The 13,134-nt window shown below is 68.1% G+C and carries 9 protein-coding genes and 1 tRNA gene; 7 read left to right on the top strand and 3 right to left on the bottom strand.

Annotated features, from left to right (window positions below):
* Positions 1 to 251 precede the first annotated feature (251 nt).
* Entirely contained in the window at positions 252 to 1,427 is a 1,176-nt protein-coding gene (locus NVU01S_RS41615) for a beta-ketoacyl synthase N-terminal-like domain-containing protein (protein ID WP_244467479.1), read from the top strand.
* A gap of 53 nt (positions 1,428 to 1,480) precedes the next feature.
* On the opposite strand, the gene NVU01S_RS41620 is transcribed toward NVU01S_RS41615, so the two are convergent.
* The 3 genes from NVU01S_RS41620 to NVU01S_RS41630 all read right to left on the bottom strand — a co-directional run bounded on the left by NVU01S_RS41620 (position 1,481) and on the right by NVU01S_RS41630 (position 3,297).
* Positions 1,481 to 1,556, bottom strand: a tRNA-Arg gene (locus tag NVU01S_RS41620).
* Between the two features lie 101 nt (positions 1,557 to 1,657).
* Positions 1,658 to 2,377, bottom strand: a complete 720-nt coding sequence (locus NVU01S_RS41625) for a DUF305 domain-containing protein (RefSeq protein ID WP_043679181.1) — start codon at positions 2,375 to 2,377, stop codon at positions 1,658 to 1,660.
* The gene (locus tag NVU01S_RS41630; protein ID WP_043679184.1) at positions 2,374 to 3,297 is read right to left on the bottom strand and encodes a thioredoxin-like domain-containing protein; all 924 of its coding nucleotides are present in this window, start codon (positions 3,295 to 3,297) and stop codon (positions 2,374 to 2,376) included. Before NVU01S_RS41630 ends, NVU01S_RS41625 begins: the two co-directional genes overlap by 4 nt.
* Positions 3,298 to 3,411: 114 nt before the next feature.
* Here NVU01S_RS41630 and argS point away from each other — a divergent pair, with 114 nt between their 5' ends.
* The 6 genes from argS (at position 3,412) to rho (ending at position 12,659) form a co-directional block, all read left to right on the top strand.
* Positions 3,412 to 5,070: an arginine--tRNA ligase gene (gene argS / locus NVU01S_RS41635; protein ID WP_043679187.1), complete on the top strand. Its 1,659-nt coding sequence runs from the start codon at positions 3,412 to 3,414 to the stop codon at positions 5,068 to 5,070.
* A gap of 268 nt (positions 5,071 to 5,338) precedes the next feature.
* Positions 5,339 to 6,754, top strand: a complete 1,416-nt coding sequence (gene lysA, locus NVU01S_RS41640; protein WP_043679189.1) for a diaminopimelate decarboxylase — start codon at positions 5,339 to 5,341, stop codon at positions 6,752 to 6,754.
* Positions 6,754 to 8,160 carry a homoserine dehydrogenase gene (locus NVU01S_RS41645; RefSeq protein ID WP_280140882.1) on the top strand — a complete coding sequence of 469 codons (1,407 nt, stop codon included), beginning with the start codon at positions 6,754 to 6,756 and terminating at the stop codon, positions 8,158 to 8,160. The genes lysA and NVU01S_RS41645 overlap by 1 nt, the downstream gene beginning before the upstream one ends.
* A 62-nt stretch (positions 8,161 to 8,222) precedes the next feature.
* The gene (gene thrC, locus NVU01S_RS41650) at positions 8,223 to 9,284 is read left to right on the top strand and encodes a threonine synthase (RefSeq protein WP_043679224.1); all 1,062 of its coding nucleotides are present in this window, start codon (positions 8,223 to 8,225) and stop codon (positions 9,282 to 9,284) included.
* A gap of 49 nt (positions 9,285 to 9,333) precedes the next feature.
* A complete protein-coding gene (thrB, locus tag NVU01S_RS41655; protein WP_043679227.1) occupies positions 9,334 to 10,299 on the top strand; it encodes a homoserine kinase in 966 nt (321 codons plus the stop codon).
* 377 nt (positions 10,300 to 10,676) lie between these two features.
* Positions 10,677 to 12,659, top strand: coding sequence for a transcription termination factor Rho (gene rho, locus NVU01S_RS41660; protein ID WP_156161892.1), 1,983 nt, complete (start codon positions 10,677 to 10,679; stop codon positions 12,657 to 12,659).
* The last annotated feature ends 475 nt before the right edge of the window (positions 12,660 to 13,134 follow it).

A 13,134-nucleotide genomic window follows, 5' to 3' on the forward strand; every position in this document is an offset into this window, starting at 1 on the left:
TGCTTCCGGGCTCGGGAATCGCTCTCCGGCCGACGCTGACTCGATCATAGCAAGTGCGTCTGTCTGGGCCAGGGGCCGGGAAAGTGCAGGTGTACGGTGGCCGACCTGCGAATGTGCGCCACCGAGCAAACACAATCAGGCGCTTGGCTACCATGCCTGCCGGGCCGTGTTGAATAGATCATAGTTCCACCCATCGGCGGCCTCGGTGCGGTGATCATGACGAATACCGGCTCGCGAAGGAACGATGTGAAATGCCAGGCAAGAACTCTGCTCGAGATCGTGTGGTCATTGCGGGGCTGGGCACAGTCACCGGATATGGCTGGGGGCGTGAGGCGCTGTGGCAGGGACTGCTGAGCGGTAAACACGCGGCTCGGCCGCAGCCGGGTTTCGGCCCGGATCGGGACACCGACGGATGGGTCGCCCGGATACCGGACGGCGGCGATCCGGAATGGGGTTCGGTGTACGTGCGCTCCGTGCAGGAGTCGGTCCGCGAGGCGGTGGCCGACGCCCGCGCGCGGGGCTGGCGACCGGGCGCCACGGTGGGGCTGCTGCACGCGATCGTGCTCGGCGACACCGACGAGTGGCACGATTTCTACGTCCGCGACCACGGCAAGCGCCGTTCGCGGGACTTCTTACGACTGTTGCCCTCCACGCCGAACTCCAACCTGATTAGCGAGCACGGGTTTCACGGTCCGGCGATGAACGTCACGGCCGCCTGCTCCTCGGCGAACGCCGCGCTCATGACCGCCCAGATGTGGCTGGCGCAGGGCTTCGTCGACGACGTAGTGGTGGTCGCGAGCGACCTGAGCGCGATCCCGGACATCGTCCAGCCCTTCGTGACCTTGGGTGCGGCGGTCACCGACGAGGATCCGCTCATGGCCTGCCGCCCGTTCCAGGAGGGCAGTCGCGGCTTCGGCTTCGGCGAGGCCGCCACGGCGTTCGTGGTGACCGGCGCGGCCGACCGGCCGTACGCGGCGGTACTGGGTGGCGCCATGACCAACGACGGCTACCACGTCATCTCCGTGGAGCCCTCGCACGAGCAGATCTTCGCGTGCGTGCGGCAGGCACTGACGGCCGCACGGGTGGACCCGGCGCAGGTGGCCTACCTCAACAGCCACGGTTCCGGCACGCAACAATGCGATGTGGCCGAAACCGCTTTACTGGCAACCATTTTCGACGACCGCCCGCAGGTGCTGGCCACCAAACCGCTGACCGGCCACTGCCAAGCCGCCTCCGGCGGAGTCGAGGTCGCCGCCACCATCATGGGCTACGAACACGGCCTCATGGTCTCGGCCCCGATCGTAGCCGCCGCCCACCCCCGATTAGTCGACGGCGTCATCGACCACGCCGGCAACGGCCTCACCATGAAAATCGCCCTCGGCATGGGCGGCAACAACTCGGCCCTGGTACTCGGCCCGGCCGACTGAACTTCGCACACGAGAAAGGCCCCCGACCGTAACGATCGGGGGCCTTTTTCTCGTGGTGCCCTCGGCAGGATTCGAACCTGCGGCCTTCTGCTCCGGAGGCAGACGCTCTATCCCCTGAGCTACGAGGGCGGGATAGGGCCGAGCGGGGCTTGGGGCCGCCGTTCGGGCGGGGAAAGCGTATCGCATCAAGGGCCGTGCGCCAAAAAGCGTGGCGGAGGCGGCGGTTGGGGTCAGTTCGGCGGTAGGGGTTGGGCGCCGCGGGCCGTGAGCATGGTGGTGATGAGCTGGGCTTCGCCGCGCTGGGTTTTGTCCATGGTGTCGGCGAGGGTGCGGATCGCGGTGGTGTCGGCGTGCTCGGCGGCGTACTGGATCATCGACAGGCCACCCTGGTGATGGCGCAGCATGAGTTGCAGGAACAGGGTGTCGAGTTCGGTGCCGGTGGCCTGGCGCAGGGCGGCGAGGTCGGCGGGCGTGGCCATGCCGGGCATGGCCGCCATCGGACCGGACATGGCCGTGGTGCCGCCGGAGTGACCGTGGCCGCCGGGCTGCCCACTCATCCAGCCCATGTAGCCGTCGACGCTCTGCGCGGGCTTGCCCCACAGCTGCAGCCAGCCCTGCATCCGGCCGACCTGGCTCTGCTGGGTGGTCATGATGTCGTAGGCGAGGCGGCGCACGTCGGTGTCGGTCGACTTCACCAGCACGACCCCGGCCATCTCGACGGCTTGCGCGTGATGGGCCGACATGTCCTGGCTGAAACCGACATCGACCGCACCCGGGTCCGGCTCGGACGAGCCGGTGAACGGCAGCCGGACCAGGGCGCCGATGGCGACGCCGAGCACGATCGCGCCGATGACGCCGAGCACCAGCAGCGCGGTCCGCTGCCGCTGGAACTGGCCGCCGAGGCCGGACGCGGCGGGTTCGGCCGCGCGCTCCAGCTCGGTGGGCGTCACTGCTGCACCGGCGCCTGCTGGCCGGGGACCGGCGCGGGCTGCGGCCGGCCGGGCTGACCGGGCAGCGGCGCACCGGGCAGCCCGGGCACGCCGGGTACACCCGGGATGCCGCCCGGCAGACCGCCGGGCATCTCGGACGGATCCTGCTGCAGTCCCTTGCCGTCCATCGGCACCGCGTCCGGTCCGGGCGGGGTCGGGTCGAACGGCGGCGGGTTGTCGGTGTCGAAGGCGATGGTCGAGCAGTCCGCGCCGACCTCGGGATAGGTGTAGGCGTTGAGCCGCAGGGCGGTGATGAACTGGCCGACGCGCTGATCGTCGGCCTTGTCCAGCTTCAGCTGGTGGCCCCAGGACTGCAACGAGATCGGGGTGTCCAGACCGGGATACGGCGACATGAGCGAGTACGGCTTGCCCTTCACCTTGCTCGCCAGCAGGTCGCGGCCCGCGGCATCCACCTTGTCGGGGTTGTAGGTGATCCAGACCGCGCCGTGCTCTAGCGAGTGCACCGCATTCTCCATCCGGATCGGCTTGTCGTACACGATGCCGGTGCAGGTCGCCCAGGACGCGTCGTGCGGTCCGCCGAACGCGGGGCTCTGGTCGTAGGCGACCCGCTGGGTCGGGCCGATGTGCAGTCCGGCCGGATACTCCTTCTTGACCACGCCGGAGATGGACTCGGACGGGTCCTTCCGGTCGGCGCTGGGCGTGTACTTGTCCAGCGCGGCCTTCTCCTGGTACTTGGGTACCAGGCTGTAGGCGAGGGCACCGATCAATGCGATGATGACTACGGCCGCGCCGATGGCCAACCAGGGAATCTGACGATTGTTCTTGGGAAGTTGACCCCGGCCGCCCCCTTTACGGGAGGCCGACAACTTCGCGCCGGCTTTGGTGGCCTTGGCCGATTTGGCGCTGGGACTGCTCGGCATCGCTCGTTGTGCTCTCTCGACGTGACGGATCCGCGTGCTGCTACAGGTTGCGGACGGTTCCGGCGCAATGCCCACTCGAGGTGCACACCCGCCAAGACCATAGGATAGAGACTCGTGACTCCAGCTGACCTTGCAGATCTCCTTCGCACCACCGCGGCGAAGGTGCTCGTCGAACGTGGGCTCGATCCCGCGGTCCTGCCCGACGAGGTCACTGTCGAGCGTCCCCGCAACCCGGAACACGGTGACTATGCCACGAATGTGGCGATGAAGGTGGCAAAGAAGGCGGGCACGAATCCGCGAGATCTGGCGACCTGGCTGGCCGAGGCGTTGACCGCCGCGGACGGTGTCGAGGTGGCCGAGGTCGCCGGGCCCGGCTTCCTCAACATCCGGCTGGCCGCGTCGGCGCAGGGTGCGATCGTCGAGCAGGTGCTGGCCGCGGGCGCGGCGTATGGCACCGCTCAGACGTTGCAGGGCACCCGGATCAACCTCGAGTTCGTCTCGGCCAATCCGACCGGTCCCGTGCACCTCGGCGGTACCCGGTGGGCGTCGGTCGGCGACGCGCTCGGCCGGATCCTGGCCGCGCAGGGCGCGGAGGTGGTGCGTGAGTACTACTTCAACGATCACGGCGCGCAGATCGACCGGTTCGCCCGGTCGCTGGTCGCGGCGGCCGCCGGCGAGTCCACCCCGGCGGACGGTTACGCGGGCGCCTACATCGGCGAGATCGCGGGCACGATCGTCGCCGCGCACCCGGACGCCGTCGCGCTGCCCGAGGCCGAGCGGCTCGAACTGTTCCGCGCCGAGGGCGTCGAGCTGATGTTCGCGCAGATCAGGCAGTCGCTGCACGAGTTCGGCACCGACTTCGACGTGTACTTCAACGAGAGTTCGCTGTTCGCCTCCGGCGCGGTCGAACAGGCCGTCGCGACGCTGAAGAATTCCGGCGACCTGTACGAAAAGGACGGCGCCTGGTGGATCGCGAGTACGGAGTACGGCGACGATCAGGATCGTGTCGTCATCAAGAGCGACGGTAATCCGGCCTATATCGCGGGTGATATCGCGTATTTCCAGAACAAGCGGTCGCGTGGATTCGATCTGTGCATTTATATGCTCGGCGCCGACCATCACGGGTATATCGGACGGTTGAAAGCCGCCGCGGCCGCCTTCGGTGACGATCCGGCGACCGTCGAGGTGCTGATCGGGCAGATGGTGAATCTGCTCAAAGACGGTGTCGCGGTGAAGATGAGCAAGCGCGCGGGCACCGTGGTCACGCTGGAAGATCTGGTCGAGGCGATCGGGGTCGACGCGGCGCGGTATTCCCTGGTGCGTTCCTCGGTGAATTCCAGCATCGATATCGACCTGACCCTGTGGACCAGTCAGAGCAGCGAAAACCCGGTCTACTACGTGCAATACGCGCACGCGCGGACCGCGTCCATCGCGCGCAACGCCGCCGAATTCGACTACGACCAGGTCACCGCCGACCTCGCGTTGCTGACCGCGGACGAAGAAGGCGAACTCATTCGCACCCTCGGCGAGTACCCGCGCGTGGTGAGCAGTGCGGCGAGCCTGCGGGAACCGCACCGGGTCGCCCGCTACCTGGAAGAGCTGGCCGGTACCTACCACCGCTTCCAGACCAACAAGAACCTGCGCGTGCTCCCGCTCGGCGACGAGCCGGTGAGCCCGACCAACGCCGCCCGCCTGGTGCTGGTCAACGCGACCCGCCAGGTGCTGGCGAACGGCTTGGCGCTGCTGGGCGTGAGCGCACCGGAGCGGATGTGAACGGGTTCCGCGAATATCCCACCCGCGCAAAATCATTTGCGGCGGCGGGCAGAGTTGTACACGGGCAGAAAGCCTTTCGTATAGAAATGAAGAAGGGATCAGAGCCCGTGCGGGAGCGCAGCGAGCGAACCAGAATTACAGCCGCTTGCGCGGTCACAGTGGAGCCGAGCGTCAGCGAGGCGGTGTCCGTGCGGGAGCGCAGCGAGCGAACCAAAGTTACAGCCGCTTGCGCGGTCACAATGGAGCCGAGCGCCAGCGAGGTGGAATTGTGAGCGCGCATCCGGCCGGGCCCCGGCATGCTGAGATACCGCACGCACCGAGTTTGCCGGAGCGGCCGCGGGATCCGCAGCAGATGATCGATCTGCCCGCGAATGTGTGGCCGCGCAACGCGAGCCGTGATTCCGACGGCGTGGTGCGGCTGGCAGGCGTGCCTGTGCACGAGTTGGCCGCCGAATTCGGTACGCCGCTGTTCGTGGTCGACGAGGACGATTTCCGTTCGCGCTGCCGCGATATGGTGCGCGCCTTCGGTCCGAATGCCCGGGTGCATTACGCCTCGAAGGCCTTCCTGTGCGGCGAGATCGCGCGCTGGATCCGGGACGAGGGCCTCTCGCTGGACGTGTGTTCCGGCGGCGAACTCGCGATCGCCCTGCACGCGGGATTTCCGGCTGAGCGAATCGCGCTGCACGGCAACAACAAATCCGCCACCGAGCTGGAGGCCGCGGTGACCGCGGGGGTCGGTCACGTGGTGGTGGACTCGCTCATCGAGATCGAGCGCCTCGAGGCCATCGCGGGCCGTGCCGGGGTGGTGCAGGACGTGCTCGTCCGGGTCACCGTCGGCGTGGAAGCCCATACCCACGAATATATTTCGACCGCGCACGAGGATCAGAAGTTCGGCTTCTCGATCGCCGGGGGCGACGCGATGGAGGCGCTCGCGCGGGTCTTCGAGGCGGACAACCTGCGCCTGGTCGGCCTGCACAGCCATATCGGCTCGCAGATCTTCGAGATCGACGGTTTCGAGATCGCCGCGCGCCGCATGCTGCGCCTGCTGCACGACGCCATCGAGAAGTTCGGCGTCGAACGGACCGCGCAGATCTCCACGCTGGATCTCGGTGGCGGCCTTGGTATTTCGTACCTGCCGAACGACGACCCGCCGCCGCTGGACGATTTCGCCGCGAAGGTGCGCGACCTGGTCGCCGCCGAGGCCGCGAGCATCGGCCTGCCGGAGCCGAAGATCGCCGTGGAACCGGGCCGGGCCATCGCCGGGCCGGGCACCGTCACGCTGTACGAGGTCGGCACCACCAAGGACGTGTCGCTCGACGGTGGCCTGCGCCGGCGCTACATCAGCGTCGACGGCGGCATGAGCGACAACATCCGCCCCGCGCTGTACCAGGCGGACTACGACTGCCGCCTGGTCTCGCGCAATTCGGAGGCCGCGGCTGTGGTCGCGCGCGTGGTCGGAAAGCATTGTGAGAGTGGCGATATCGTCATCCGGGACACCTGGATGCCGGAGGATGTCGGCCCCGGTGATCTGGTCGCCGTCGCCGCGACCGGTGCGTACTGCTATTCGATGTCCAGCCGATACAACCAGCTGACCCGGCCCGCCGTGGTCGCGGTGCGTGACGGACAACCGCGACTCATTCTGCGCCGGGAAACGGTGGCGGACTTGCTCAGCTTGGAGGTGTGATGAACGCAGTATCGCAAGGCGATTCGATCAGGGGTGGTGGCCGGGCGGCGGGCGGGCCGAATTCGGCTCAATTGGTGTGGGGGAGAGACCAGCCCATCGGTGTCGCGGTGCTCGGCATGGGCAATGTCGGCACCGAGGTGGTGCGGATTCTGCGGGAGCATTCCGAGGATCTGCGTTCCCGGGTCGGCGCGCCCGTCGTGCTGCGCGGCGTCGCGGTCCGTGATCTGGCGACCGATCGCGGCATTCCGGCCGCGCTGCTGACCACCGACGCCGACGCACTCGTCGCGCGCGACGACGTCGATCTGGTGGTCGAGGTCATCGGCGGTATCGACCCGCCGCGCCGGCTGATCCTGGCGGCCTTGAACGCGGGCAAATCCGTGGTGACCGCGAACAAGGCGCTGCTGGCCGACTACACCGGCGAGCTCGCCGCCGCCGCCGAACGCAACCGCGCCGACCTGTATTTCGAGGCCGCGGTCGCCGGGGCCATCCCGGTGGTCCGCCCGCTCATCCAGTCGCTGGCCGGTGACCGGGTGAACCGGGTCGTCGGCATCGTCAACGGCACCACCAACTTCATCCTCTCCGCGATGGACGAGACCGGCGCGGATTACGCCGACACGCTGGCCGAGGCCACCCGCCTCGGTTACGCGGAGGCGGACCCGACCGCCGACGTGGAGGGCTTCGACGCTGCGGCCAAGGCCGCGATCCTCGCCTCGCTCGCCTTCCACACCCGGGTCACCGCCGCCGACGTGTACCGGGAGGGCATCTCCAAGATCAGTTCCGAGGATCTGGAGACCGCGTCCGCGCTGAACTGCACGGTGAAGCTGCTCGCCATCTGCGAGCGGGTCGCCGCCGGTCCCGGCGAGCCGAGCCCCGAGGAGGGCGGCAAGGAGCGGGTCTCCGTGCGCGTCTACCCGGCGCTGGTGCCGCGCAAGCATCCGTTAGCAGCCGTGAGCGGGGCCTTCAATGCGGTGGTCGTCGAGGCGGAGAACGCGGGCAGGTTGATGTTCTACGGCCAGGGCGCGGGCGGCGCGCCCACGGCCTCCGCCGTGCTGGGAGATCTGGTGATGGCCGCGCGCAACAAGTTCTACGGTGGCCGTGCGCCGGGCGAATCGGTTTATGCTGAGCTACCGATCGCACCGATCGGCGATACACCCACCCGCTACCACGTGAACCTGCAGGTGGAAGACCGTCCCGGGGTCCTGGCCGCGGTGGCGGGCGAATTCGCCAAGCACGGGGTGAGCATCTCGACCGTCCGCCAAGAGGGGCACGGCACGGGAGCCCGCCTGGTCGTGGTCACCCACCACGCGTTGGAATCGGCGCTCGCGGACACCGTCGCCGCCCTGGCGGAGATGGAATCCGTCACATCCATCACCAGCGTTCTCAGATTGGAAGGCACCGAAGAATGAATACCTCCAGGAGCGGGCAACCGGCTGGGTGGGCGAATGCCGGTGTGGCACCGCAGGCCGGAGTGCATTCTCGTTGGCCGGGGTTGATCGCGGCCTATCGTGACCGGATCGCCGGTGCGCGGGACTGGGAGCCGGTCACCCTGCTCGAGGGCGGTACGCCGCTGGTGCCCGCACCGCATCTGTCCGAGCTGACCGGGTGTGAGGTATATCTCAAGGTCGAGGGCCTGAACCCGACCGGCTCGTTCAAGGACCGCGGCATGACCGTGGCCATCACCGACGCGAAGTACCAGGGCCAGAAGGCGGTGCTCTGCGCCTCCACCGGCAACACCTCGGCATCCGCCGCGGCCTACGCCACCCGCGCGGACATGACCTGCGCGGTGCTCATTCCGCAGGGCAAGATCGCGATGGGCAAGCTGGCCCAGGCGGTCATGCTGGGCGCGAAGATCATCCAGGTGGACGGCAACTTCGACGACTGCCTCGAGCTGGCGCGCAAGGTGACCTCCGATTTCCCGAGCATCGGCCTGGTGAACTCGGTGAACCCGGCCCGCATCGAGGGGCAGAAGACCGCCTCGTTCGAGATCTGCGACGTGCTGGGCCGCGCGCCCGACGTGCACGCGCTGCCGGTCGGAAATGCGGGCAATATCACCGCCTACTGGCGGGGCTATCGCGAGTACTACGCCGACGGCATCACCACGCAGCTGCCGCGCATGCTCGGCGTGCAGGCCGCGGGGGCCGCACCGCTGGTGCACGGCGCCCCGGTGAGCGATCCGGAGACCATCGCGACGGCCATCCGGATCGGTGCGCCGGCTTCGTGGAACGCCGCGGTCGCGGCGAAGGAGGAGTCCGGTGGGGCCTTCCGTGCCGCCACCGACGAGGAGATCCTCGCGGCGTACCGACTGGTCGCGGCGACCGAGGGCGTGTTCGTCGAGCCCGCGTCGGCCGCCAGCGTTGCGGGTCTGCTCGCCGCGCGCACCGAGGGCTGGCTGGACGCCGGCCTCACCGTCGTGTGCACCGTGACCGGTAACGGACTCAAGGATCCCGACACCGCCCTGCTGGGCATGCCGCAGGTGCAGGCGATTCCGGTGGACCCGGTCGCGGTCGCCGCCGAGCTAGAGCTGGCCTGAATTGAATTCGAAGGATAGTCAGCTGGCCGAACGGCGACGCGGTGCGGCGATGAGCCGGACGCTGCCCGCGGGTATTTCGGTGACCGCGCGGGTACCCGCGTCCACCGCGAATCTCGGTCCCGGGTTCGACTCGCTCGGGATGGCGCTCGGCATGTTCGACGAGATCGACGTGCGCACTACCGATTCGGGGCTCAGCATCCGGGTCGAGGGCGAGGGCGCCGACGATGTGCCATGGGGCCCTTCGCATCTCGTGGTGCGAGCGATCGAGCGCGGCCTGGAGGCCGCGGGTGTCTGGGCCGACGGCCTCGATGTGGTGTGCCGCAACGTGATTCCGCATTCGCGCGGGCTCGGCTCGTCCGCCTCCGCGGTGGTCGGCGGGCTGGCCGCGGGGTGTGCCATCGCGGCGCAATTCGATTCGGCCCTGGCCACCTCGGACGACCAATTGGTGCAGCTCGCATCGGAATTCGAGGGTCATCCGGACAACGCGGCGGCCAGCGTGCTCGGCGGCATCGTGGTGTCCTGGACCGAGACCGACCGGGCGGCCGATATCGGCCGTGACGGCGTCCCGGTGGCTGAACATCACGGCCGGGTCTACCGGGCCGTCCGGCTGGACGCGCATCCCACGCTGCGCCCGGTCGTGCTCATCCCCGAGGAACGGTCGGCGACCGCGCACACCAGGGGCTTGTTGCCCGAGGTGGTGCCGCACGGCGACGCCGCGTTCAACGTCAGCCGCGCCGCTCTGGCCGTGGTGGCGCTCACCCAGCGCCCCGACCTGCTGATGCCTGCCACGGCCGATCGGCTGCACCAGGCCCAGCGTGCGCCCGCATTACCGCTGACCACCACCTGGATTTCCCGGCTGCGAGCGGCCGGTATCGCGGCCACCGTCTCCGGTGCCGGACCGACCGTCCTGGCCCTCGGGACCAGTGAATTCCCTGCCGAACTCCGCGAACTCGCGGCCCTGGACGGCCTGCGGGTGGTCGAGCCGGGACTGGCCGACGGAGTCCGGATCGACTGACGGCGCGTCTGCCTTGCCGATATTCGCAGTGTGCAGCTATCCTGAGCGAGTCCGTACATCGTGCGCATCAGACGCCGGTGCTTCATCAGGGCAATCGCTCCAGCAGGCTCCAGGCTCGAGCCTCCAGGCCATGGGGGTGCTGCGTAGCTGCGCAACTGGAATGATCTCTCCCACCTCTCACCACCGGTGGCGAAGCGGACGGACGCATCCGAGTCCGGCAGAATGCCCGGACTGCGGGACGAACCCTCGAAACAGCACACGGCAATCGAGGGAAGGAAAGGATTTCCGTGACAGATACGGACCTGCTCGCGACACCAGGGGTGGAATCCAACCCAGCCTCGGGCGACCGCGAAAGTGACTCCGGACAGATTTCGAAGATGAGCGAACAAACCGACGTCGCACGATCGGGGCTGACTGGAATGTTGTTGCCGCAGTTGCGCGCGCTCGCGGGGGAGCTCGGTATCCGAGGCACCTCCGGAATGCGCAAAGGTGATTTGATCGCCGCCATCAAGGAAAATCAGGCCGGAAAACCGGCGAAGGGTGAAAAGCCCGAAGGGGGACAGGCCAAGTCCGCGGTTTCCGCCAAGGCCGAAACGTCCGGTAATACCGAAGCTCCCGCCGCCGCGCCCGCCCGGGCCGAACAGGGCACCCTCGATGTCGGCACCGCCCCGGTGAAAAAAGAGGCGCCCGCTGCCGAGGCCGCCGCACCGGCGAAGGAAAAGGAAGCTCCCGCGAACCAGGCCCCGGCCGAGAACGCGCAGCCCACCTCGAACGAGTCCGACGACTCGGGTCGCGAAGGTGGTCAGCGTGGTCGTGGTCGGCAGCGGCGCGGCCGTGACCAGGCGCGATCCGGCGGCGGCGAGGCCGCGGCCGATGCGCGTGGTGACGAGCCGAAGCAGGACTCCGAGCAGGGCGAGCGGCGCCGTGAGCGCAACCAGTCCGGCGACCGCAACCAGTCGGGTGAGCGTAACCAGTCGGGTGAGCGCAACCAGTCCGGCGAGCGCAACCAGTCCGGTGACCGCAACAACCAGAACGGCAACGGCGGCAACGCGAACGGCGGCCGGAACAACGACCGCAACAACGCGCGCAACGACGACGACGAAGAAGGCGGACGCGGCCGGCGGGGCCGGCGGTTCCGTGAGCGTCGCCGCGGGCGCGACCGCGAAACCGGTGGCGGTGGCGGCGAGGCCCGCGAGCTGGAGATCCGCGAAGACGACGTGTTGCAGCCGGTCGCGGGCATCCTCGACGTGCTGGACAACTACGCCTTCGTCCGGACCTCGGGCTACCTGGCCGGGCCGAACGACGTCTACGTCTCGATGAACCTGGTCCGCAAGAACGGCCTGCGCCGCGGTGACGCGATCACCGGTGCGGTGCGCGCCCCGCGCGACGGCGAGCAGAGCAACCAGCGGCAGAAGTTCGATCCGCTGGTGCGCCTGGACACGGTCAACGGTGGTGAGGTCGAGGCGGCCAAGCGGCGCCCCGAGTTCAGCAAGCTCACCCCGCTGTACCCGAACCAGCGCCTGCGGCTGGAGACCCAGCCGAACAAGCTGACCACCCGCGTCATCGACCTGATCATGCCGATCGGTAAGGGCCAGCGCGCCCTGATCGTCTCGCCGCCCAAGGCCGGTAAGACGACGATCATGCAGGACATCGCGAACGCCATCGCGATCAACAACCCCGAGGTCTACCTCATGGTGGTGCTGGTCGACGAGCGTCCCGAAGAGGTCACCGACATGCAGCGTTCGGTGAAGGGTGAGGTCATCGCCTCGACCTTCGACCGGCCGCCGTCAGACCACACCTCGGTCGCCGAGCTCGCCATCGAGCGCGCCAAGCGACTGGTGGAAATGGGCAAAGACGTTGTGGTGCTGCTCGACTCGATCACTCGACTCGGCCGCGCGTACAACAACTCCTCGCCCGCGTCGGGCCGAATCCTTTCCGGTGGTGTCGATTCCACCGCGCTGTACCCGCCCAAGCGGTTCCTCGGCGCGGCGCGCAACATCGAGAACGGCGGCTCGCTCACCATCATCGCGACCGCGATGGTGGAGACCGGATCCACCGGTGACACGGTCATCTTCGAGGAGTTCAAGGGCACCGGTAACGCGGAGCTCAAGCTGGACCGCAAGATCGCGGAACGGCGCGTGTTCCCCGCGGTGGACGTCAACCCCTCCGGCACTCGTAAGGACGAGCTACTGCTCAGCCCCGACGAGGCGGCGGTGCTGCACAAGCTGCGCCGCGTACTGTCCGGCCTGGACTCGCACCAGGCGATCGATCTGCTGATCGACCGTCTGAAGAAGTCCAAGAACAACCTCGAGTTCCTGATGCAGGTCAGCAAGACCGCGCCGGGCGCACTCGACGAATGAGTTCCTGAGTTGTACTGCCGAAAGGGCCTCGCCACCGCGGGGCCCTTTCGGCGTCTGCGGGCTGAAGAACATCAGCCCGATCATGGCCGCGCCGCTGATCATGAAACCCAGAATGATCGTCGAGCCAGGCACCGCGCTCCCCTCCGGAGCGGTGTTCGTGGTCTCGACATGGACGGCGGCTGCCGGAGTCGTGGTCGGAATGTCCGGCAACGCACACCAGCCGACCGCGACAGCGAGAAGCAGCAGACCGAAGATCGCGGACGCGACTCGGATGTTCACAAGTTCTCCCTTCTGTCACGGCACGCCGATGTGCGCTCGACACTCGAGATGGCTTTCACGCTTTCGAGGGCTGTGCTCACGCCGCGAACCGGCCCGAGGTCTCAACTCTATGAACGTCGCTGTTCGTGTTCGTGAGTAGCGGACTACCCGACTTCAGGGTTCCTGAGACAGCGTCGATGCGCGTGCCCGAACTTCC

It is taken from the genome of Nocardia vulneris, from assembly GCF_001613425.1.
In the GTDB taxonomy this organism is placed as follows: domain Bacteria; phylum Actinomycetota; class Actinomycetes; order Mycobacteriales; family Mycobacteriaceae; genus Nocardia; species Nocardia vulneris.